Source organism: Methylobacter tundripaludum SV96 (genome assembly GCF_000190755.2).
Lineage (GTDB): Bacteria > Pseudomonadota > Gammaproteobacteria > Methylococcales > Methylomonadaceae > Methylobacter_A > Methylobacter_A tundripaludum.
This window is the reverse complement of record NZ_JH109152.1, coordinates 2,540,901-2,564,094: the sequence shown is the minus strand read 5'-3', so window position 1 is coordinate 2,564,094 and position 23,194 is coordinate 2,540,901. Positions and strand designations below refer to the sequence as shown.

General features: G+C 49.2%; 14 protein-coding genes and 1 pseudogene. 9 read left to right on the top strand and 6 right to left on the bottom strand.

The window, feature by feature from the left end; all coding sequences use genetic code 11:
- Positions 1-71: 71 nt before the first annotated feature.
- Both METTU_RS11430 and METTU_RS11425 read right to left on the bottom strand, forming a co-directional pair.
- A complete protein-coding gene (locus tag METTU_RS11430) occupies positions 72-2,504 on the bottom strand; it encodes a TonB-dependent receptor (RefSeq protein WP_006891744.1) in 2,433 nt (810 codons plus the stop codon).
- A gap of 89 nt (positions 2,505-2,593) precedes the next feature.
- The gene (locus tag METTU_RS11425; RefSeq protein ID WP_150107780.1) at positions 2,594-4,957 is read right to left on the bottom strand and encodes a TonB-dependent receptor; all 2,364 of its coding nucleotides are present in this window, start codon (positions 4,955-4,957) and stop codon (positions 2,594-2,596) included.
- A 790-nt stretch (positions 4,958-5,747) separates the two neighbouring features.
- Here METTU_RS11425 and METTU_RS11420 point away from each other — a divergent pair.
- The 3 genes from METTU_RS11420 (at position 5,748) to trmB (ending at position 8,760) form a co-directional block, all read left to right on the top strand.
- On the top strand, positions 5,748-6,836 hold the full coding sequence (locus tag METTU_RS11420; RefSeq protein ID WP_006891741.1) for a 3-deoxy-7-phosphoheptulonate synthase: 1,089 nt from the start codon (positions 5,748-5,750) through the stop codon (positions 6,834-6,836).
- Positions 6,833-7,810, top strand: coding sequence for a sulfur carrier protein ThiS (thiS, locus tag METTU_RS11415; RefSeq protein ID WP_006891739.1), 978 nt, complete (start codon positions 6,833-6,835; stop codon positions 7,808-7,810). The genes METTU_RS11420 and thiS overlap by 4 nt, the downstream gene beginning before the upstream one ends.
- A 260-nt stretch (positions 7,811-8,070) precedes the next feature.
- A complete protein-coding gene (gene trmB / locus METTU_RS11410; protein WP_006891736.1) occupies positions 8,071-8,760 on the top strand; it encodes a tRNA (guanosine(46)-N7)-methyltransferase TrmB in 690 nt (229 codons plus the stop codon).
- 71 nt (positions 8,761-8,831) lie between these two features.
- On the opposite strand, the gene METTU_RS11405 is transcribed toward trmB, so the two are convergent.
- The 3 genes from METTU_RS11405 to hemW form a co-directional block, all read right to left on the bottom strand.
- Positions 8,832-10,760: a dynamin family protein gene (locus tag METTU_RS11405; protein ID WP_006891734.1), complete on the bottom strand. Its 1,929-nt coding sequence runs from the start codon at positions 10,758-10,760 to the stop codon at positions 8,832-8,834.
- A gap of 137 nt (positions 10,761-10,897) precedes the next feature.
- Positions 10,898-11,542, bottom strand: coding sequence for an orotate phosphoribosyltransferase (gene pyrE / locus METTU_RS11400; protein WP_006891733.1), 645 nt, complete (start codon positions 11,540-11,542; stop codon positions 10,898-10,900).
- A 171-nt stretch (positions 11,543-11,713) separates the two neighbouring features.
- Positions 11,714-12,853 (bottom strand): radical SAM family heme chaperone HemW, encoded by a 1,140-nt coding sequence (hemW, locus tag METTU_RS11395; protein ID WP_006891731.1) that lies wholly within the window; start codon positions 12,851-12,853, stop codon positions 11,714-11,716.
- A 172-nt stretch (positions 12,854-13,025) separates the two neighbouring features.
- Here hemW and METTU_RS11390 point away from each other — a divergent pair, with 172 nt between their 5' ends.
- Both METTU_RS11390 and METTU_RS11385 read left to right on the top strand, forming a co-directional pair.
- Entirely contained in the window at positions 13,026-13,685 is a 660-nt protein-coding gene (locus METTU_RS11390) for a response regulator (protein ID WP_006891726.1), read from the top strand.
- A gap of 133 nt (positions 13,686-13,818) precedes the next feature.
- The gene (locus METTU_RS11385) at positions 13,819-15,420 is read left to right on the top strand and encodes an ATP-binding protein (protein ID WP_006891725.1); all 1,602 of its coding nucleotides are present in this window, start codon (positions 13,819-13,821) and stop codon (positions 15,418-15,420) included.
- A gap of 243 nt (positions 15,421-15,663) precedes the next feature.
- On the opposite strand, the gene METTU_RS11380 is transcribed toward METTU_RS11385, so the two are convergent.
- Positions 15,664-16,539 (bottom strand): fumarylacetoacetate hydrolase family protein, encoded by an 876-nt coding sequence (locus METTU_RS11380; RefSeq protein ID WP_006891723.1) that lies wholly within the window; start codon positions 16,537-16,539, stop codon positions 15,664-15,666.
- Positions 16,540-16,655: 116 nt separating this feature from the next.
- Between METTU_RS11380 and rpe the strand changes: the two genes are divergently transcribed.
- The 4 genes and pseudogenes from rpe to METTU_RS11360 all read left to right on the top strand — a co-directional run bounded on the left by rpe (position 16,656) and on the right by METTU_RS11360 (position 22,772).
- Positions 16,656-17,327: a ribulose-phosphate 3-epimerase gene (rpe, locus tag METTU_RS11375; RefSeq protein ID WP_006891721.1), complete on the top strand. Its 672-nt coding sequence runs from the start codon at positions 16,656-16,658 to the stop codon at positions 17,325-17,327.
- A gap of 110 nt (positions 17,328-17,437) precedes the next feature.
- Positions 17,438-17,800, top strand: a pseudogene (locus METTU_RS11370) (anthranilate synthase component I); the annotation flags it as partial.
- An 8-nt stretch (positions 17,801-17,808) separates the two neighbouring features.
- A complete protein-coding gene (locus tag METTU_RS11365) occupies positions 17,809-18,447 on the top strand; it encodes an anthranilate synthase component II (protein ID WP_006891718.1) in 639 nt (212 codons plus the stop codon).
- Positions 18,448-18,665: 218 nt separating this feature from the next.
- Positions 18,666-22,772, top strand: a complete 4,107-nt coding sequence (locus METTU_RS11360) for a hypothetical protein (RefSeq protein WP_006891717.1) — start codon at positions 18,666-18,668, stop codon at positions 22,770-22,772.
- Positions 22,773-23,194: the final 422 nt, after the last annotated feature.

The window sequence follows — 23,194 nt, the reverse complement described above, 5'->3', positions numbered from 1 at the left end:
TCAGCCTTTATGCAGTAAAGCCGGGCTCTTAAAAAGCCCGGCTTCATTGTTTTCTCTCTATAGTTAAGTTATTAATAATTATATTTTAACTCAGCAAAGTAAGTGCGCGATGGGAACGGATGAAATAACCAAACTTCCTGATTGTTGACGTTATCAATACCGGCCGAAGCACTGACTTGCTTGGTGATTTGATATTTTGCATGTAAATCGACAATAAAATAAGCGGTACCGCCCGCCCCATAGGTTGCGGCATTGATGTCGCTATTATTCAATTGGCTAAACTGCGGACTGCTGTAACGACCGCTTACCGAGGTAGTCAACTTGTCGGTCGGCCGATAACCAATGGTTGCGCTGGCGCGCCACTCTGGAACTCTAGGTTGGCGTTTGCCGGTCGATGGGACTAAAGCATTAGGATTGGTGGCGAGGGCGGTCGCTTTTTGGGCGGCGGTTTGAGCAGCAGTGGCGGCGTCAGCAGCAGAATTTTCGGTAATTTCGGAATTCGTCCAGGTCGTGTTACCGGAAAGATCTAGGCCCTGTATACCGACATCACTAGCTTCACCGGCAAATTCGATACCGTACGTTTGAATTTCCCCGACATTTGAAGGCGTACTGGAAATAGCTCCGGTGGATAAAAGGGTTTGCTGAGAAAAAATGGCATCCTTTACGCGCTCCTGGAATAAGCTAAGACGCAATTTGCCTTGATCCAGGAAATATTCCCCGGAAAGTTCGGAAGACAGCGCTTCTTCGGGTTTTAAGTTCGGATTGCCATTGACAATATTCGTTATCCCGCCCACAGTCGTCGTCGTCGTTTGAAACAGCTCCGTCACGGTAGCAAAGCGATAGGCTTGGCCGATGGATAAACCTGTTTGCACACGGTCTAAAGGCTTCCAGGTCAGCTTGGCCTTGGGCGAAAATTCCAGTTCATTGCGCTCCGCCTGATTGAGCGATTTGAGTACGCCGTTAGCTATAGCCTGATTAAGTCCATCGTAAGCGTGCCAGCTTTCCACGCGGCCACCCAGAGTCAGGTTCCAGTCTTTATTAAAGTCCCAAGCATCCTGCAACCAATAACCTTCGGTTTGGGTCTTGCCTTGCGAGTTGGAGCTAATGGCGCCGGTATCGTTCGATTGCCAGTTGGCAACGGTATAAACCGGGTTATCCAAATTATATAAATCGTGGTGAAAACCGAAACTAACCTCATGCTTACCCAATAAATCGGCGCCGGGACGCCAGATCCCCTTGGCATCGGCGGTATGCCAACCGGTTCCGGTCAAGCTGGTCACTGTGCCGGTGCCATTTCTGGCAGCGAGTGTAGGCGTTTGTGTCGATGTGCGGCTAAGATCCGTGCCGTATTCAACGACGCTGCCGGCCAAATCCCAGTCGAATACCCCACCGGTGTTGGATTTAAGATTCATGCCGTGCGACCAGTGCATTTGCTCGGCCCTGGTTTCTGCGAAATTAGCTGCGTAGCGCCTTCCACCAATATTAACGTTGCCGCTATTGACCACATTGCCCGCTCTATCACGCAAAAAACTGTTAAAACCGGCGTTGTTATCGTTCTGCCATAATCCCAGCGTGTACGCCGCATGGATAGTCGGGGTGATATCGTAGCCGAGTTTCCATTTGAAGTTGTCCTGCACCGTATGGTTAAGCGCCGACTCGCCCAGCACTTGAGCGCTAACCCCGTACGGGTTTGAGTTTGCAATAGCCCCCGTTACCACTGTGTCCGCACCTGTTGCATTACCCGTTGAAAGAGGATTCACAAAAGCTATAGGCTGGCTGTGGCTATCCAGGTGACTGACATCAAAACGGAATGACAAATCTTTGTAGCGATCGCCTACATTGAAAGAATATTCCTGGCTATCGAAGGTCTTTTTCTTGCCATAAAAGCTATAATCCTGCCAAGTCGATTTTATATCGCCGCCAGCCTCGAATTTCTCCGGCATACGCGTAGTGATGTCGATCACGCCGCCCATCGAATTTCCTGAATAGGCCGCTGAAAACGGCCCATACATTACATCGACCCGTTCAATTTCCGAAGGCGATACCATATTCCAGCGCGGCGAGCCGGTGTTGCCGTTGTTATTGCCCAGCAAGGAGGACAACAGGATGCCATCAGCATAAATCAAGCCTCGGGCACTCGCGCCTGTGCCTGAAGTACGCCAGCCCACCGGCGCATTGGTGTCTCCGATATAACGCTTGCGCACTTGAATACTGGGCAGGTATTTAATAGTATCCTCGGCAGTCATCGCGTTGACGGTATTGTCGAGTTTTTCGCGAGTGACGCTTTCCGTAGTCGTCGGAAGCTTGTATCTTTCCTTGGCGGTCGGCGCTATTTTTTCGGTTACCGTCATATCCGCCATCACCGCTTTGGATTTGTCCACGGGAGCTTTTTTTCCGTCAACGTTTTGCTTGGTTTCGGCTGCGGCGAGCGGCGTTGCTACTATCAGCAAGCAGATCAAAGCCCGTCGGGGGTTAAGCGGATAAGGCGGTTTTGAATGTGTCATGGAGTCCTCCTAAAAATTATTGTTATTAGATGTAGCATTGAAAGGCAGCACATCCTTGTGCCGCCAAAAAAACTATTTCATAGGTGCGGTTAATATTTCAGCGACGCACTAACAAAATAAGTGCGTTGCGGGTAAGGATGGTTTTCAAAGGCATTGGCGTCAAAAACGTTATCGATCCCCGCTGAGAGGGTGCTTTTCAGTTTTGGGTTAATCGGCAATTGATAAGAGGTTTTTAAATCGACAAAAGTAGATTCATCGGTGCCGCCCATAACATTGGCCGCAGTGTCGGTATTGGTCAAAGTTTGAAACGAATCGCTACGATAACGGACGCCCACTGACGCGGCCCATGGCTGCGTAATATGATAAGTTGCCGAGCCGTTGATTTGCAGTTGGGGCAAGCGATCCCACTCTTTGCCGGTGTAGTTGACGCTGTTAGTGCCGATAGGGTTATGTTTGGTGATCTGCTTATTCATTATGGTGGTATTAGCCATTAAATCTATCGGCAGATTAAACACCTCGTTCTGTTGATAAGTCAGATCCACGCCAATGGCTTCGGTTTGGTCAATCGGCTGAAAAGTCGTTGTCGTCTGGCCGTTGATGGTTACTTGGGTGCTGTTAATTTCATTGTTGATTTGATCAAAAAAGAAATTGGCGCGCAGATAACCTCTGGGAATATCGTACTGCGTCATGAAGTTATGGAAATAACCTGCCTCAGGCCCCAAACCGGGAGCAGAAAAAGTCGCGCTGTTAAGCCTGGATAAGCTGGCGAACATTTCTTCGGCAATCGGGAAGCGATAGGCTTTTGAAAACGAATAGCGGAAAGTCCAGTTGTCTGGCGAATATTCCAGCGACGCTTTAGGCGAAATACGGGATGCATCGCGATCGGCATAGTTTTGAATATTGTTTGTCGCGCCAAAAGTACGTACATGTCCGTCAATGGCTTGCCAGTAGTCAAACCGTCCCCCGGCCATTACGCTCCAGTCGGGCAAAAATCGCCATTCCAACTGCGAAAAAGCGCTGTTGGTTTGAGTTGCGCCGCCGCTGTCGTTGGTTTTAGCGCCGACAGCTCCAGTCTTATAATTATTGCTGTCATAGACATCCAGGTTCAGGCTGGCATGGTTAAACTGATAGCCGCCCATAAAAGACAAATCATCCCTGCCCATGAATTTGTCGGTCGCCAATTTCAGGTCGTAAGTGGCCCACCAGGGTTTTTCATCGGAAACCTGGCCTTTGTTTTGGTTTAACGGATGGTTGGGATTGAGGTTTGAACTGATGGTTCTGTCCTTGAATGCATCGTAGTAACTGGCGGTCGTATCGATGCTCCAGTTATCCGATATTTTGCCTTTTAAACCCAAGCCATAGTTTAACGCCTGACGCTCCGAGTCGCTGACCGAGAAAACCGAACCGGGAACGGCAAACCGTTTCCCGCCGGCTGTTCTGTAGTTTTGACTGGCTGACAGTCCTGCGGCGGTAGCTCCTCCCCATACTTTATTGCCAGCTGCGTCCCTTAATAAACTGTTTGGGTCGTCAACTTTCCCTACGCGATCTTCATAGGCAATGGTAAAGCGTCCTTGCAGCTCTTCGGTAAAGTCATAAGCGAATTTGGCCTTAAACAAATCCGTCGTTTGTTGGGCAACGCCGATGTCACCGTAGGCAATCGCCGGGGCTTCTGTCGTTGTCTGGTAACCCTCGCCTCCGGTCACTGCCGTTCCGCCTGCTGCCGTCGTTAGAGCGGCCGCATTGATGGTCTGCGGCTGCCCCTCGTTTTCGAAACGGTTATAAGAGGCCCAAACGCTGAACTTATCAATCCGGTCGCCTGCTGAAATAAAGGTTTTATAGCCCATTAACGTTTCATTGCGCCCTGACCTGTGCATATTCTGAAACATGCCGGTAGCATCCATTTGGGCTTCAAATTTTTCCGGCATTTTAGTGTTCAGGTTAATCACGCCGCCCATTGAGTTACCGCTATACTGCGATGAGAACGGCCCATAAAGCACTTCCGCCGAATCGATTTCGCTCGGTGATACCATCGACCATCTGGGCGCTCCGCTGAAACTGGTGCGCAAAGGATTGTGCAACGGCATTCCGTCAGCGTAAACCATGCTGTGTGCGGTTTGGAACGAATTTGAAGTACGTATGCCCAGGGTGCCGTTCGGATCGCCCATAAACCGTTTGCGGATCAGTACGCCTGGCGCATATCTAACAGTATCCTCAACCGTTGTCGCATTCACTTTTGTTTTAACGTCCGCCGCGTCAATAGTATAGGTAGGCGTTGCCTTGGCGGTATCCGGAAACTTTCTATCAGTCGCAGTGCCGTAGGTCACCATCTCCTCGCCTTGATATTTATCGGATTTTGTCTGGGCCTGTTTATCTGTCTTTTTAGCCTTGGCAGGTTCGGCAGCAACTCCGCAGCCTAAATAAGTTATTCCCAGCAATAGTAGATACTTTTTCATTATTTTAATTTTTATAGTCATGGGTGGCCTGTTCATGACAGCACATTGCATGCCAAGCCACCAAGCCCACGGTAATACCCGCTTTCAGCGGCTACCGTCGTTGATCTTTTAATTTATCGTAATCAATTACTTACTCGTTAGTTGTGAATCGATTTTGCTGTCTATTATTTTGATGCGCCTAGCCTGTGCAATCGATACGCTTTTATCGCGGGGCGGTGTTTCAATGGAAGTGCGTCATATAACCTGTTTTTAGTGTGTTAAATAACACAGTTTAATTAAATAACAGACTTAATCAGCCGCTCGCCAGACTCCACCTCCAAAAACAGGGCTCTATCTTAAAAGCCGCGGTTGGCCCACGAAAGACATTGGATAAATCGGTGGCTGCATGGCACCGTCATTCACTCTCTGGGTGGCGATCTATAACGGGGGTATCTCTTTTAAAGATTTTCGTGCTTTTGGTGTTTACCCTGGATTAAATAATTTTTCCAGGCTTATTTATATAACAGCGTCACGATACAGCGCTGTCCGCATAAGTTTCCTCAACACCCTATTTATTAGTAAATTTATCGGTTTAATTAAGCGAAATCTTGCAACGCTGATGTGGCCTACAGGCTTACGTATACAAATAACCCGGTTTATATCCTGAGCGGTCAATTTGATTTTGCTCGGGACCAATTGGCCGGACTTGGGGTAGCCGTGTTTAAGGCGGCAAGAACTCTAACAAAAGAACTTTAAAATCGGTTAAAATGACAAATTCTGACAATAATCCTGTGACGGGTTGATAGCTTTCATGCATACAAAATATAACACTGATGACTTGAGAATTTGCGGGACTAAGGAAGTTATTGCCCCTGTTCAAGTTCATACCGAAATGCCGATTAGCGAGGCGGCGGCACAAACGACTGCACTGGCCCGGCAGGACATCCACAAAATACTGACCGGTCTGGATGATCGACTGGTCGTGGTAGTGGGCCCTTGCTCCATTCATGACCCGATAGCGGCGCATGAATATGCCCGGCTTTTGAAGGCGGTTAAAGACGAGCTGGAAGATGATCTGGTAATCGTGATGCGGGTCTATTTTGAGAAACCGCGCACTACGGTCGGCTGGAAAGGCCTGATTAACGACCCTGACCTGGATTCCAGTTTTAATATCAACAAAGGCCTGCGCATCGCCAGGCGCTTGTTGCTGGATATTAATGAAGTGGGCGTTCCGGCTGCAACTGAATACCTGGATTTAATCACGCCGCAATATGTTTCGGACCTGATCGCGTGGGGCGCAATCGGTGCGAGAACCACCGAGAGTCAGGGACACCGCGAACTGGCGTCGGGCGTATCTTGTCCTATCGGCTTTAAAAATTCCACCGACGGTACGATAAAAATCGCCATTGATGCGATAGGCGCGGCGATGAGTCCGCATCACTTTATCTCGCTGAATAAAGCCGGTCATTCGGCTATTTTCTCAACCACCGGCAATGAAGACGTGCATATCATTTTAAGAGGCGGTAATGATCGCCCTAATTATGATGCGGTCAGTGTGGAGCAGGTCGCTGAGGGCTTGGTGAATGCGGAACTAAAGCCGAATATCATGATCGACTTCAGTCATGCCAATAGCTTGAAACAATGCCAGCGGCAGTTGATCGTCGGCGACGATGTCGCCCAACAAATCACCAACGGCGACCACCGGATTATGGGCGTGATGATCGAGAGCCATCTTAAGGCAGGCAGCCAAAAGGTTGTTGACGGTCAGCCGCTAGTCTACGGCCAAAGCATTACCGATGCCTGCTTGTCCTGGGATGATACCGTTCCGTTGTTAAGAGAGCTGGCGCAAGCGGTGCAAAAACGCAGAACCGTGGACACCAGCCGGAGTTTAAGCAGATGATGATTTATGTGAACGGCGAAACCCGCGACTGCGCTGAAAACAGCAAGGTTGCCGATGTGGTTGCCGAGTTGGGCTTAACCGGCAAAAAAATTGCGATTGAATTGAATAAGGAAATTTTGCCGTTCCAGCAATACGATACCCAAGTATTACAGACCGGAGATCGCCTGGAAATTGTCCATGCGATTGGCGGCGGACAGGATGATTCCTTTGTGCTAGCCGGGGTAAAGTATCATTCAAGATTGCTGGTCGGCACCGGCAAATACAAGGATATGGAAGAAACCCGTTTGGCCATCGAGGCCAGCGGCGCACAAATTGTGACAGTGGCGATTCGCCGCACCAATATCGGCCAGAATCCCGGCGAGCCTAATTTACTGGATGTCATTTCGCCGGATAAATACACCATCCTACCCAATACCGCCGGTTGCTATACCGCGGAAGATGCGGTAAGAACCTGCCGCCTGGGCCGGGAATTGCTCGGCGGACACAAGCTGGTCAAACTGGAAGTGTTGGCCGACCAAACCACCTTGTTTCCTGATGTGGCGGAAACCTATATCGCCGCCGAACTGCTGGTCAAAGACGGCTTTGATGTGATGGTGTACACCAATGACGACCCGATTGCCGCCAAACGGCTGGAAGAGATTGGCTGCATCGCGGTCATGCCGCTGGCCGCGCCAATTGGCTCCGGCTTGGGGATCCGTAATCCCTATAATATTCTGACCATTGTTGAAAATGCCAAGGTGCCCATTTTGGTTGATGCGGGTGTCGGCACGGCATCTGATGCTGCGATTGCGATGGAGCTGGGTTGCGACGGCGTATTGATGAATACCGCGATTGCCGCCGCTAAAAATCCGATACTGATGGCTTCGGCCATGCGCAAAGGCATCGAAGCGGGTAGGGAAGCGTTTTTAGCGGGACGTATGCCAAGAAAGCGTTTTGCTTCCGCCTCATCGCCGATAGACGGCTTGTTTTTTTAATTGCATAGAGGCTGCTCTCCTCATAAGCATCAACTTAACAAAACATATCACCACGAACGACTGCATGGATGCAGGAGGTAGAGCAATGCAGGAGCAATTGCCGAGACACGAAGTTTTTACTTTGATTTTTCTTCGTGAACTTCGTGTCTTCGTGGTGAATTATTCAATCTGTTTTTTATTGATTGAATATACGGACCTTCTGCTTAAGTTGATGTGTGTGGAGCTTCGAATCCATCCCTACCCCTGATCATAGTATTTTTATGCTTTCTACCGAACAATCTCCCACGCACAGAATCCGCAGCTTTATCCGTCGGCAAGGACGAATCACCCAAGGCCAACAATTGGCTCTGGATAATCATTGGGACAGGTATTGTCTCGATCCTGATGCCGACTATGATTTTAACCAGGTTTTCGGCCGTGCAGCGCCGTTGATTGTTGAAATAGGTTTCGGCACCGGCGACAGCCTGGCGAAGATGGCGGCAGCCAATCCTGATAATGATTATATCGGCATTGAAGTGCATAAACCGGGTGTCGGGCATTTAATGCTACTGTTGGATCAACAAGGCCTGACCAACGTCAGGATCTATTGTCACGATGCGATTGATATTATTGAACACAAGGTTGCCGATAACAGCTTAGCCGGCGTACATTTGTTCTTTCCCGACCCGTGGCCGAAAAAGAAGCATCATAAACGGCGTATCGTCCGCCCCAGTTTTGTTGAATTATTAGCCCGGAAATTGCAGCTAAACGGTTATTTTCATGCGGCAACCGATTGGCAAAATTATGCGGAACACATGCTGGAAATATTGTCGGCAGGAGCGGGTCTTGGCAATGCCAACCAAACCGGCGACTATTGCGAACGCCCTGAATACCGCCCGTTAACAAGATTCGAGCAGCGCGGTTTACGCTTGGGGCACGGCGTTTGGGATTTGATTTTTAGAAGAAAATGAACAGAACCAGGATGGGTTTCGGCTAACGCTTCTATCCATCCACAAGCTAACAGCTTGAACCTTATGCCCGTTTAGCTGCCGACATCCAGCTGCATCGCGTTAATGATGATAGCCAATTCCTCGCTTTGCCGTTTTAACGGCCCCAGCTCCGCTTCAAGGCTGGCAATGTTTTCTGTAATGCTGTCTTTCGATTCGTTGATTTTTCTCAACATTTGCAGACGGCCTTCAATTTGTTTTTTATGATCTTTAATTTGATGCATCAAAGGCGTTAAAACGCCGTTACTCCAGGTTGTAGCATCGGCATGCGCTTGTCTGAGTATGTTTCTGGCTTTAGCGATCAGGGTGCTGTAAAGCTTGTTGATAACAATGCTTTGTTCCGACATCGTGGTTTTGGCGCTGGAGCGGAAGGCCTCGCCTTCATCAAAGATTTGTTCCAGTTCAATCTGGTATTGCTTGATCGAAAACAGCTGCGGTTCGATCTCCTTAAAACCGTATTCATCCTTAAACTTTTTGTGTATCGCCTTGACCAGACGTCTAGTTTCGTTAGTAATATCGACAGAGTCCTGCAACAGATCGCGCAATTCATCAAACAATTTACGAATATTCTGCTTCATGCCGTAGGTTGTCAGGCTCTTTGCCATGTCATGTTTGGTGGTTTTGATGATGCCATCAATTTTTTCTTTGGCGAATGAATCAATCAGCATCTGGGCTTGAACGGCAAAAACCCGGCGACTGGCCTGAAAGTTTTCAACATTGGCCATGTAAAGATTTTGTCGATCCCGCGTCTCGGCCATCAATTTACCGGTCATATCCGCGTTTTGGAAATCGATTTTTTTGAATTCATCAAGCTGTGCAACAGCATTTGCGAATGAAGCGCCTGTTAAGTTGGACGATTCATTAACCAGAAAACCAATGTCGCGAGTAATGGTTCCCAGTAGAATGTTTTTGCGCTGTTTTAAAATATCGTTGGCCAGGTAGTTTTCCAATGCGGCCAGACGGCTTTTCTCAAGCAAAGACTCATCGGATTTAACCTTGGCAAGCAGGGCTTGTTTGGCTGAAACGGGAAAAATGACGTTCTCGTTTACTTTTAAAGTAGTCGCCGAGGTTTTTATTTGCGAGCGAATGGAATCGTCATAGCCGTTTTCATCGGCAAGATCATCCCACATCGCATCGATTTTATTCATCACTACGGCTAAACCCTGTTTACTGCCGCCACGATTATGACAAACATGGTTGTGCCACATTTCCAGGTCGCTTTTGGTAACGCCGGTATCGGCAGCCAGCACAAAAATAATGGCCTGAGCGTTGGGCAACATGCTTAAGGTCAGCTCCGGCTCAGTTCCAAGAGCATTTAAGCCGGGCGTATCAAGTATCGACAAGCCTTCTTTTAATAACGGATGGGGAAAGCTGATCAAGGCATGACGCCAGCAGGGGATTTCAATTTTCTCCGGATTGATGATGCCCTGCTCTGCCGCTTCACGCTCGTTCCACAGGCCCAACTTATCGGCGATGTCCCGATCGACCTGCTTGGTAGCGACCAATTCCTTAAACGCTTCCTGCATTTGCGTAGGCGAATCGCAGTCAAGGTCAATCTGGGTCCAGCGATCGGGGTTCTTCTTGAATTCAGCCAGTGAAATGTCTTCAAGGCGGCTTTCGATATTGAGCAAACGGATATAATTGCCGCCTTTTTCATCGTGAAAAAGTTCGGTAGGCGACATGGTGGTGCGCCCCGGCGAAGACGGGAGCAATCTGACGCCTGTTTCGGCAAAAAACAGGGCATTGATCAGCTCGGTTTTGCCGCGGGAAAATTCAGCAACAAAAGCCAGCGTGATCTTGTCCGATTGCAGGCCATCAAGAATATTTAAAATGGTATCGGCACTGTGAGGATCATTCATGCCATAGCGACTACGCCATTGGTGATACATTTCTACAGCTTGAACCAATTTTGCACGCCATACCGAATATTCGTGCATTTGTTCTTTAAATTCCATATTCCTCATGGTACGCCTTTTGTTACTAACATGATTTTATAAGTTAGTCGAAATATCAGATGACGGTAATTTTTGGATAATTGTAGTCTATATCTTAAGAACTGTTAGCTTAAGATGTTTATTTTTTGAGTGGACAGGTGCATTTATTAAATACCGTAAAGATGCTGATAAGCTTTTATCGCGTCGAGCAAAGATGCTTCTACATCGGCATCAGCCGTTAGATATTCAATAATATTTGCCAGGGTAATGATCGCAATCACCGGCATTGCAAATTGATCTTCAACTTCCGATATAGCGGAAACGTCATTTTGGCCTTTTTCCTGCCTGTCCAGGGCAATTAATACGCCCGCCGGTGTTGCATGGGCATTTTTTATGATGTCTACGGATTCCCTGACCGAAGTACCGGCCGTAATCACATCATCAAGGATAAGTACCTTGCCCTGTAGCGGCGCGCCCACCAGGCTACCGCCCTCGCCATGATCTTTTGCTTCTTTGCGGTTGAAGGCGAAGGGAATGTCTTCGCCGGTTAACCCGGCATAGGCAATCGATGTCGCACTGACCAGCGGGATGCCTTTATACGCAGGACCGTAAAGGATATCCGGCTTAATATCGGATTGAATTAATGCCTGAGCGTAAAACTGTCCCAGCTTGCCCAACTGGGCGCCGGTATTGAATAAACCGGTATTGAAGAAATAAGGACTGGTTCGGCCTGATTTTAACTGGAATTCGCCGAATTTTAGTACGCCGCAATCCAGCGCATAGGAAATAAAGTCTTTTTGATAATCAAGCATGATAGTTATGGGTAGTGAGTTTGCAGAGGGTTAAGGAATGAATTGTAACTACTCAACATCGTTAAATCCAATGGAACGCAGACGACGCAGATGAATATGATAAATACAGATTTTAAGAAAAATCTTATTTAATCATAACTATCAGCGTCATCTGCGTTCCATTTTTGTCGACTAAGTAGTAACGATGAATTTCTCTAAAATATTGTCCAGAAAGTTCCAGCCTTGTTCTGAGCAATAATAGTGATTGTTTTGCCGGATAAGCAAATTTTGCTTCACGCAGTCGGATAAGGCAGGCTCCAGTGTCGTTGCCGCAAGGCCGGTTGCCGCCTGATAGTCTTCCAGCATAAACCCCCGCTTCAGGCGTAAATGGTTCATGATAAATTCCAAAGGCAAATCCGCTACAGCAATAACGTCGGCCCCGCCGTTTTTATGCGAGTTGCTTAAATACTGCTCCGGGCTTTTGGGCTTAAAACTGCGAACAATGGATTGCGGCAAACTTTGGGTGATTTTCCCGTGTGCGCCCGCGCCTATACCCAAATAATCGCCAAACTGCCAATAATTTACATTATGGCGGCATTGCAAGCCTTGTTTACTGTAAGCCGAGACCTCATATTGTTGATAGCCGTGCTCCGCCAATAGCTGCTGACATTCCTTTTGCGTACGAAAGATTGTTTCATCATCGGGCAGTTTGGGCGGAAACTTGTGAAACCAGGTATTAGGCTCCAACGTTAGCTGGTAAAAGGAAATATGGGTAGGCTTGAGACTTACCGCCGTTTGTATGTCTATTTTACTGCTTTCAGGAGTTGCGCCCGGCAAGCCGAACATCAAATCCAGGTTGAAATTGTCAAAACCCGACTGGCGGGCAATATCGGCGGCATGAATGGCCTCCTGCGCCGAATGGACGCGACCCAGTTTTTTTAATAAGGGATCGTTAAAACTTTGTATGCCGATCGATAAGCGGTTGATACCCAACGCCCTGAACTCAGCGAATTTATGGCTTTCAAAAGTGCCTGGATTGGCTTCGAGGGTAATCTCCAGCCCCTCTTCAAGCCGCAGCTGTTGCTCTATGCCGCGTAATAACCGGTTAATCGCTTCAGGCGAAAACAAACTGGGCGTACCGCCGCCGATAAAAATGCTGCTTATCGGTCTGGTGATATTATAGCGCTCTATGTCGAGGGCTAAATCATCCAGCAATGCGGCTATATAGGCCGATTCAGGCAGTTCGGATTTAGCCGCGTGTGAATTAAAATCGCAATAAGGGCATTTTTTAATGCACCAGGGAATATGAATATAGAGACTAAGCGGCGGCAAGAGATTTTTGACTAAATGGTTTAAAATGGCTGTCAGTTTAACACGAGAGCCGCTGATGAATAAGACACCTTGTCGACTTTAAAGCCTGCACGAAGCTTAAGTAGAACTTAACTTTGCTTGATTACGCTTATACTTTTTTGTTGATAACTAACTACTTTTAAAGCGAGAGCATATGCGACTGTTACTGGTTGAAGACGACGAAATACTGGGCGAAGGACTGGTCGAAGGTTTAAAAATGGAAGGTTATGCGGTTGACTGGCTCACCAACGGCAAGCTGGCCGACGAGGCCCTGAAAATCAATAGCTATGAGCTGATCGTACTGGATCTTAACTTGCCGGACATGGAGGGTCTGGATATTTTGAAAGCGTTAAGAACGCGTAAAGATGAAACGCCGGTGATGGTATTGACCGCCAAGGATACCGTTCCCGATCGCGTACTGGGCTTGGATAGCGGCGCCGACGATTTTGTGATTAAACCGTTTGAACTGGATGAAGTTTGCGCCCGGTTAAGGGCATTGGCGAGAAGAAACGAAGGCCGTAGCGTTCCGAATATCGAGTATAAAGGTATTGTTTTGGACCCGGCCTCGCATCAAGTCACCTGGAACGATGAAAAGGTTGATCTGTCGCAAAAAGAATTCGAGATACTGAGTTTTTTAATGAGCAATATCGGCCGGGTTATTTCCCGCGCCCGACTTGAAGAAAGCTTGTATTCATGGGATTCCGATGTAGAAAGCAATACCGTGGAGGTTCATATTCACCATCTGAGAAAAAAGCTCGACCCGTCCATTATCCGTACCGTCCGAGGTGTGGGTTACATTATCGATGAAGATTAACTTTTTAATAATAGAACGCAGATGACGCTGATTATTTATGATGAATAAGATTTTTTTGAATTATCTGCGCTGATCATATTCATCCGCGTCATCCGCGTTCCATTTTCTACCTACTGAATAGTCCCGAGAATTAATGAATTATTCGCTACGCCAACTGCTGTTGTTTAGCCTGCTCTCCGCGTCCATGTTGATCTGGGGAGTGACGGCCTATATGAGCTACAAAGTCACCCGCGACGAAGTTGCCAGTCTGTTCGATGCAGAATTGGCACAATCGGCCAAAGTGCTGCATGTGTTTGTGGAAAGCCTGGTGCGGGAAGGTTCGCTATCCAAACATTGGGCGCAAACGCAGACCGATGAACGCCTACACCCCTATACCGGGCGCAAAAATAAAAGGCAAAGCGCCTTTCAACTCTGGGCTAAAGAGGACGACTTGTTACTGCGTTCAGTCAACCCACTTGAGTCTACAGCACACGGATTAAGCAAAAAAAATATTGACGATCAATTATGGGAAGTATTTGACGGGCTTTTGGAGGCCAGCGCTTTAGGCCATAAATACGAAAGAAAAGTCGCTTTCCAGCTATGGTCCAAAAACGACGGATTATTACTGCGTTCGGAAAGTGCGCCAACATTTGCCTTTTCCTCAGCGGCTAACGGCTTCAGTGAAACCAATATTGATAAACATGTGTGGCATGTCTTCAGTATTTCCAGCTCAAATGGCGAATATATTATTCATGTCGGCCAAAAGGAAGAGATCCGCGCCGAATTGACCGATGAAATATCGGCGCAATTGGTGATGCAATTTTTGGTCGGCTTGCCGATTTTAGGCATCGTTATCTGGATTATTGTCGGGCACTCCTTAAAACCGCTTAATCGGTTGGAAATAGCCTTATCCAGGCGGGAAGCCAGCTTTCTTAAGCCGCTATCCAGTAAAAAGCTCCCCAAGGAAATCATTCCGGTGGTCAATGAGATCAACAATCTGTTTGCCCAGCTTGAGCAGGCCTTTGAGCATGAGCGCCGCTTTACCGCCGACGCCTCGCACGAATTAAGAACGCCGTTGGCCGGACTGCTCACCCAGGCCCAGGTTGCCATGCGCACCAGTGACGAGACGGTTCGCCATCAGGCGCTCAAGCGAATCGAACAAGCCGTTAATCGCATGACCTATATGGTGCAACAATTATTGACCTTCTCACGCATCGAATCCGGCACCGAGTATTTAGCCAAAGAAACGACGGTGCTCAGTCGTGAAGTGATGCGAATTATTGCCGAGCTGGACCCCGAGGCGCATAAAAAACGGATTCACATGGAGTACGACGAAATCAATGCGGCACCCATCGTGGCCAACACCCTACTGATCAATATTTTGATCAGGAACATTATCGACAACGCCATTAAATATACCCCGGCTCACGGAATGGTCAGGGTTAGCCTGATAGGGACGGAACATCACTTACGACTGTGCGTTGAAGACTCGGGACCGGGCATCGCGCCCGATCAATACGAAAACTCGCTGAAACGCTTTCATCGCTGCGTTGAAACCGCCAACAAAGCGCAAGGCACCGGCCTGGGTTTTTCGATCGTGCAACGGATTGCAACAATACATGGCGCCGAGCTGGTCTTGGACGAGTCCGAATTTGGCGGTCTGAAAGTGACGGTTATATTTACCTTGCCGACCAGAGCCGTGGTTAAAAAGAATGTTGGTAAATTAAGTTTTTTTACCATTAAGAAAGGCACTTGAGCCTAGAAAAAATCGATTAATCCACGAAAGCCACAAAAAGCACGAAAATATTCTAAAAGATACCAAGGCTCTCCTGAGTTTAACGAAGGACCGTAGTTCGTCACCCAAAGAGTGAATGACTTAAACAAAATACCGTACTGACTTATTTCGTGTCTTTCGTGTCTTTCGTGTCTTTCGTGTCTTTCGTGTCTTTCGTGTCTTTCGTGTCTTTCGTGCTTTTCGTGGACAGTACGTAACGTAACATCAGTCAATACGTAGCCAACCATCCGGCTCCTCAATAACCGGATTAACCAGCGTGCCGATACCCTCAATTTCAATCCGGGCGGTTTGCCCCGGCAACATATAACCGCGCGGCTTCATTTTTACGCCGACACCGGCTGGAGTGCCTGTGGCAATCACATCGCCCGGCTCCAGCGTCATCGCTTGCGATAAATAGGCGATCATTTCATAGCAGTTAAAAATCATCTGCCGGGTATTGGAGCTTTGCCGCAGCTCATCGTCAATCCAGGTTTTAAGATCCAGATTATGCGGATCGCTGATTTCATCGGCGGTAACGATCCACGGCCCCAGCGGACCATGAGTATCGAATGATTTTCCCAGCGTAAACGTCGGCGAACGAAACTGCCAGTCGCGCACCGAAACGTCATTGGCAATGGTAAAACCGGCAATGACCTGGTGAGCTTTATCGACCGGGACATGGCGACAGCGGGTACCGATAACAAACGCCAGCTCGCCTTCATAATCCAGCTTATCGGACACTTTAGGCCGATGTATCGCATCGCCAGGCCCGATCACACAGGTGCCCTGTTTGGTGAAAAAACTGGGGTATTCCGGCTTGTCCAGTCCGATCTCTTCGATATGGTCGGCATAGTTCAGGCTGATCCCTAAATACTTACCCGGCCTCGGCACCGGCGCATGCAACTTGACCTGGTCCAGCGCGATACGGTCGTTGCCGCTGTCGATCTGCTGCCGCATGGCATCCAGCGCACTGGAGCCTGCGCTCAGAAATTCGAGCATGGTTACCGGGATTTTAGTATTATTTTTTCCGTCAACGACAAAGCCATCAACGACAGCGCCTACACGGGTTTCGTGATTATAAGTAAAGGTTACCAGTTTCATGAGTTAAGCTTGTTCGGATGATTTCAAGTGCGGCTATTATAAACACAAGCGTAAACATAAGAGTTTGTGCAAAAAAAAGATATAATTAATAATTTTTAATTCAAGAGGATCACAAAATGAACGAAAACTGGATTGCTCCCTCCATTCTGTCAGCCAATTTCGCAAAACTGGGTGAAGAAGTTGATAATGTTTTAAAAGCGGGCGCCGATGTTGTGCATTTTGATGTCATGGATAACCATTTCGTGCCCAATCTGACCATCGGGCCTTTGGTTTGCGAAGCGCTGAGAAAACACGGCGTTACCGCACCGATTGACGTTCATTTAATGGTTGAGCCTGTTGATCGTCTTATTCCCGACTTCGCCAAAGCCGGTGCCAGCATTATTACTTTCCATCCCGAAGCCTCTGTGCATATCGACCGCACCCTGCAATTGATTAAAGATTGCGGTTGCAAGGCGGGACTGGTATTTAACCCAGGCACACCGCTGCATTATCTGGATTATGTCATGGACAAACTGGATATGATTTTGTTGATGTCGGTTAACCCCGGCTTTGGCGGCCAGTCATTCATCCCTTCAGCGCTGGATAAATTGCGTGAAGTCAGAACAAGAATCGACAACAGCGGCCTGGATATTCGCCTGGAAATCGACGGCGGCGTTAAAGTCGATAATATCCGCGAAATTAAAGCCGCCGGTGCCGATACTTTCGTCGCAGGTTCAGCTATTTTCAGCCAACCGGATTACAAAAAAGTAATTGACGAAATGCGTGCTGAATTGGCTAAGGCAGTTTAAAGACCGACACCGTTCCCACGCCTGCCCTGAGTCTTGTAAGGGCTCCGGCGTGGGAACGCCGCTAGTGACGCGCCAGCGTCGCATTTGCATATACACATTGAATAGCAAAAATGACCCCAGAGCAATTCAATCACTATGCCCGACAGGGCTACAACCGCATCCCGATTTGCCGCGAAGTGTTGGCCGATTTGGATACGCCCTTGAGCGCCTACCTGAAACTGGCCGACGGCGCTTATTCCTATTTGTTTGAATCGGTACATGGCGGCGAGCAATGGGGTCGCTATTCGATCATCGGTCTACCCTGCCTTAGCGTCGTTAAAATTACCGGCAATCAAATCCGTCTGGAACAAAACGGCGAACTGCTGGAGTCGGTCACACACGACAATCCGCTAATCTGGATCGAGCAGTTTAAGTCGCGTTATAACGTTCCTGACATTAACACCCTGCCCCGCTTTAACGGCGGCTTGGAAGGGGAGCAATCATGAACGCCGTCAAAATCCCCCCTAGCCCCCCTAGCCCCCCTTTTACAAAGGGGGGGATAAAAGTCGTCATGATCGATAACTACGACTCGTTCACTTACAACCTGGTGCAATATTTCGGCGAACTGGGCGCCGATGTCACCGTCGTGCGTAACGATCAGGTCACCGTAGAAGATATAGAAAAACTGGCGCCCGACAAATTGGTGGTTTCACCCGGCCCCTGTACGCCAAAAGAAGCAGGCATATCCGTTGAGGCCATTTTAAAGTTTGCCGGAAAAACTCCTATCCTGGGCGTTTGCCTCGGGCATCAAAGCATCGGCTACGCGTTCGGCGGCAATATCGTCCATGCCAAAAGCATCATGCATGGTAAAACCTCGCTGGTTTATCATCATAATCAGGGCGTATTCAAAGGGCTTAACAACCCGTTCACCGCCACCCGTTATCATTCGCTGGTCATCGAACAGGAGTCCATACCCGATTGTCTGGAAATAACCGCCTGGACCCAGGACGAAACCGGCAAGCTGGATGAAATCATGGGCGTCAGGCACAAACAGCTGGATATTGAAGGCGTGCAATTTCATCCCGAGTCGATTCTGACCGAGCATGGGCATGATATGTTGCGGAATTTTTTGGAAAGGTAACCGCCTGCGCGCCGGCGTCATGGACCCCGACTCCACTATGCTGGAAATCACACTTTCCATTGCAGGTAAAAAACTGTAGGCCGGAATAAGCCTGTTTGAGTGAAAGCGAAAACAGGTGTTTCCGGCGCAGCACCGAGATTCGCCGGAAACGCCACCTCGCGCTACGCGCTTGGATGGCCTTATTCCGGCCTACGTCTGACATTAATCAGGAGTGCATCATGAGTCGTATCGTCTGGCTATTTCTAAGCGCCGTATTGTTTGCATCAGTCACTCAGGCAAAGCCGTTAACCCCGGAACAGGTACCGGAACCGCTCAAACCCTGGATAGCCTGGGTATTGCAGGACAGCCCTGAGCCCGCCTGCCCTTTCATCTACAACAGTTACGAGCAAAAGCGCTGTAGCTGGCCGACCCAAACCCAACTGGATTTAACCAGCGAAAAAGGCGTTTTTTCGATGAGCTGGACGGTGTATCAAGACAGCTGGATCAGCTTGCCGGGCGATAAAAAACACTGGCCGCTTAATGTGACGGTTGATAACAAAACCGCGCTGATCATGGATAAAGATGGCATACCGTCGATAAAACTGGTTGCCGGCTTGCAGCATCAAATCAAAGGCGGGTTCTTGTGGACGGCTATTCCTGATAACTTAAAGATACCCGACGACACCGGACTGATTGAGCTGCGCATTAACGGGGTCGAGATACCGACACCGGCCATTAAAGACGGACAGCTGTGGTTAAAGGAAAGCGAGATAGGCTTAAAAAAACCGGAAAACATCCAAAACAACCTGGATATTCAGGTCTTCCGAAAAATCACCGACGAAGTACCTGCACAGGTTTTAACCCGGCTGACACTGGAAGTCTCCGGCGAGCAACGCGAGGTCAAATTGCCCCGGCCTATCTTGGACGGCTTTATCCCGTTGAGCTTGGAAAGCCCATTGCCCGCACGACTGGAGCCCGACGGACAGTTATTGATCCAGCTGCGCCCCGGTCACTGGGAACTCGACATACTGGCCAGAAACAGCAAAGAACTGGCTGCGCTCCCGCTACCCAAACCGGAGCTGGTCGGCGAACAAGGCATCCAGTGGCCGGAATCGGAAATATGGTCATTTGAAGCCCGTCCCCAACTGCGCGTCGTTGAAATCGAACAGCTCAGCGCCATCGATCCCAGCCTGACCAACTTGCCGGACGACTGGAAAAACCTTCCGGCCTATAAAATCAACCAGGGCCAGGCGATGGGTTTTAAAACCATCCGCCGGGGCGACCCGGACCCCGAACCCAATCAACTCAATCTGACCAGAAAGCTATGGCTGGATTTCGACGGCAAAGGCTATACCGTCAATGACACGATTACCGGCAACATGACCCGCGGCTGGCGGCTGAATACCCTGCCGCAAACGCAACTGGGAAAAGTCACCCTAAACGGCGGCAACCAGTTTATTACCCAGGATAAATCGGGCAAGCAAGGCGTTGAAGTCAGAAGCGGCGCGATAATGCTGAATGCCGACAGCCGTATTGCCGGTGCAATCGGTTCAACCAGCGCCGTGGGCTGGGAGCAGGATTTTCACACAGTCCGCGCCGAACTGAACCTGCCGCCGGGCTGGCGTTTGCTGGCGGCCGGCGGCGTCGATAATGTACCGGACAGCTGGATTTCCCGTTGGACCTTGCTGGACTTGTTCCTGGTGTTAATCGCCGCGCTGGCAACCGGTAGACTATGGAATCCCTATTGGGGCGGCCTCGCCTTAGTAACCCTGGTATTGATCTGGCATGAACCGGGATCGCCCCATTTCGTCTGGCTGAATATTCTGGCCGCAACCGCCTTGATCAAGTTATTACCGCAAGGCCGGTTTTTAAAATTCATGACATGGTATCGCAATGCCTTCTGGCTGGCCTTAATCATGCTCACCTTGCCTTTTGTGGTGCAGCAGGTGCGCACCGGGCTGTATCCGCAACTGGAAAGACCCTGGCAAGCGGTCCCTATGCCCATCTTCCAAGACCGCGGCATGGTTGGAACAGCGGTTGAAATGACCGCCCCGGCACCCGTCTCCGAAGCGATCAGCGAGATGAAAGAAAAGGTGTTAAGAAAATCAATGTCATCAGATGCCTCTTCGTCTTATGGCTATACAGACCAGGCGGTCGATTTTGACCGCATCGACCCTAAAGCCAAAGTGCAGACCGGCCCCGGTTTGCCGCAATGGCAATGGCGCAAGGTGCTGTTGTCATGGAACGGTTCGGTTGACGCCCAGCAACAACTGCACTTATGGTATTTAACGCCGACGCTGACCCTACTGCTCAACTTCATCCGTGCGATTTTAGTCGCGGCGCTGGCCTTGCTGATGTTCGGCGTTGCGGAAAAGTTCAGCTTTAAACGTATTCGACCTTCGATGCCGTTGCTGCTGTGGTTTTTGCTGTTGCCGATGCTGTCCGTGCCGTCACCCAAGGCGTATGCCGAAATTCCGGACAAAGCCGTACTGGACGAACTGAGAAACAAGCTGCTGGAAAAGCCGGTGCCGCCCGATTGCTTACCGAGCTGCGCGCAAATTCAGCAGATGAAAATAACCATTACCGATAAGGAATTGGCAATCGCCTTACAGATTCACGCCCAACAATCCGTAGCGGTTCCTTTGCCCGCAGAATATGAACAATGGCTCCCTAATCACGTCTTTGTTGACGGCAAAATAGCGTCAGGGCTTTACCGCGATAACAACGGCTTGTGGCTTAACCTGGACGAAGGCGAGCATCAGGTTGTACTTGGCGGAGCCGTGCCCTTGTTAAGCAAATTCACCCTGCCTTTGCCGTTAAAACCGAACTGGGTCAGCATTCAAAATACCGGCTGGCAGGTCATAGGCCTACAGGAAAACGGCGAAGTTGACGATCAACTGCAATTTAGCCGCATAAACCAGACCGAACAGCAGCAAAGCGCAGCCGAACTGGAACCGGGCGCGTTGCCGCCATTTGTCAGGATTGAGCGCACCCTGCAACTGGGCCTGGACTGGCGGATTATCACCCGGATCATCCGCGTATCACCGGCCGATTCCGCCGTGGTATTGGCGGTGCCCTTGTTGCCGGGCGAGTCGGTTACCAGCACAGGCATCCGGGTTAAGGACGGCAAAGTCGAGGTGAATATTCCGGCCCAGCAAACCGAGCTGCAATGGGAATCCACGCTGGAAAAATCGGAAAAAATCGATTATGTCGCCACTCAAACCGAACAATGGATAGAGGTGTTGCAAGCCGATGTCAGCCCCATCTGGCATATTGAGACATCCGGCATCGCAATGATCCATCTGAATAACGACGGGCAATGGCTGCCAGAATGGCATCCCTGGCCGGGCGAAAAAATCACCCTGCAAATAACCCGGCCCGAAGCGGTGGAAGGACAAACCTTAACCATCGACAATAGCCGTTTGAGCATCAAACCGGGGCAACGCAATCAGGAAGCCGAATTAAGCATCAGCCTGAGAAGCTCGCAAGGATCGCAACACACAATCATCCTGCCGGAAAACGCCGTGTTGCAAAACGTCGCGATCAACGGCCAAACCCAACCCATCAGGCAGGAAGGCCGAAAGCTCACCGTGCCGGTCAATCCCGGCAAGCAGGAAGTCGCAATCGGCTGGCGGGAGGCGACCGGCATCAGCACTATTCTGACTACGCCGCAGGTGGACTTGGGAGCGCCGAGCGTCAACGCCAACCTGAGTATCGGCTTAGGATCCGACCGCTGGGTATTATTTGCAATGGGGCCGAAACTCGGGCCTGCGGTTTTATTTTGGGGCGTGCTGATTGTTATATTGATGTTGTCGCCGGGCCTCGGCAAAATCCCGCTGACGCCCTTAAAAGCCCGGCACTGGTTTTTGTTGTTGATAGGGCTTAGCCAGATCCCCCTTGCGTCGGCAGGCATTGTCATTGCATGGTTGATGCTGCTGGGCTGGCGCAAGACGCAACAGGCTTCGGGCGTTCGCTATTTTAATGCGCTGCAAGTTATGATCGGCCTATTAACCGTGGTATCGCTGGGCCTATTGTTTTTAGCGGTCGAGCACGGTTTACTGGGTTCGCCCGATATGCAGATCATCGGCAACCAGTCTTCAACATTCAACTTAAACTGGTATCAGGATAGAAGTTCGCCGACATTGCCCATAGCGACGCTGGTCTCAGTGCCGCTAATAGCCTACCGATTACTGATGCTGGTTTGGTCGCTCTGGCTGGCGGTGTCATTGCTCAACTGGCTGAAATGGGGCTGGGAGTGTTTCTCAACTAACGGCTTATGGCGTAAAAAAATAATTGAAAAGGGGACTGAAGCCAAAGAAACAGAGCAAGGCCCCAAGCACCCATAGCCAATGATGAGTAAAGAGAATTTATTCTTGAACATCGCCCAATTGCGTACCATTCGATTCAGGTCAAACGGATGGTACGCGAGAAGCATCCGTCCGCTTTAAGTTAAGCGGATAATCCCCTGCACGTTTTAAACAAAAATAGGCATTATTTTTATATACCTTGTTTTGAGACTTTTCTATTTGTTGAATAGCCGCAATTATGGCCCGGCCCCATGAATATTGATCATATAATTTAATCAAAAACGAGCCGGTGAGTTGTTCCCGGTTATTTATTGTGCACATAAATATATTTTTATTATTGCAAACTAAAACACCTGCATTCTTCCTAGAAGTTTATTGTAATCACTCGCTTATCGTTATTTATAAAAACACCTCATGCTCGGCTCTCAGCTAAGTGGCCTAGCCCAGCCTTTTACATCCAG

What these genes read in the sequence shown, in the direction of transcription:
- METTU_RS11430 (WP_006891744.1), bottom strand. Translation starts at nt 2,504, where the DNA reads ATGACACATTCAAAACCGCCTTATCCGCTTAACCCCCGACGGGCTTTG.
- METTU_RS11425 (WP_150107780.1), bottom strand. Translation starts at nt 4,957, where the DNA reads ATGAAAAAGTATCTACTATTGCTGGGAATAACTTATTTAGGCTGCGGA.
- METTU_RS11420 (WP_006891741.1), top strand. Translation starts at nt 5,748, where the DNA reads ATGCATACAAAATATAACACTGATGACTTGAGAATTTGCGGGACTAAG.
- thiS (WP_006891739.1), top strand. Translation starts at nt 6,833, where the DNA reads ATGATGATTTATGTGAACGGCGAAACCCGCGACTGCGCTGAAAACAGC.
- trmB (WP_006891736.1), top strand. Translation starts at nt 8,071, where the DNA reads ATGCTTTCTACCGAACAATCTCCCACGCACAGAATCCGCAGCTTTATC.
- METTU_RS11405 (WP_006891734.1), bottom strand. Translation starts at nt 10,760, where the DNA reads ATGAGGAATATGGAATTTAAAGAACAAATGCACGAATATTCGGTATGG.
- pyrE (WP_006891733.1), bottom strand. Translation starts at nt 11,542, where the DNA reads ATGCTTGATTATCAAAAAGACTTTATTTCCTATGCGCTGGATTGCGGC.
- METTU_RS11390 (WP_006891726.1), top strand. Translation starts at nt 13,026, where the DNA reads ATGCGACTGTTACTGGTTGAAGACGACGAAATACTGGGCGAAGGACTG.
- METTU_RS11385 (WP_006891725.1), top strand. Translation starts at nt 13,819, where the DNA reads ATGAATTATTCGCTACGCCAACTGCTGTTGTTTAGCCTGCTCTCCGCG.
- METTU_RS11380 (WP_006891723.1), bottom strand. Translation starts at nt 16,539, where the DNA reads ATGAAACTGGTAACCTTTACTTATAATCACGAAACCCGTGTAGGCGCT.
- rpe (WP_006891721.1), top strand. Translation starts at nt 16,656, where the DNA reads ATGAACGAAAACTGGATTGCTCCCTCCATTCTGTCAGCCAATTTCGCA.
- METTU_RS11365 (WP_006891718.1), top strand. Translation starts at nt 17,809, where the DNA reads ATGAACGCCGTCAAAATCCCCCCTAGCCCCCCTAGCCCCCCTTTTACA.
- METTU_RS11360 (WP_006891717.1), top strand. Translation starts at nt 18,666, where the DNA reads ATGAGTCGTATCGTCTGGCTATTTCTAAGCGCCGTATTGTTTGCATCA.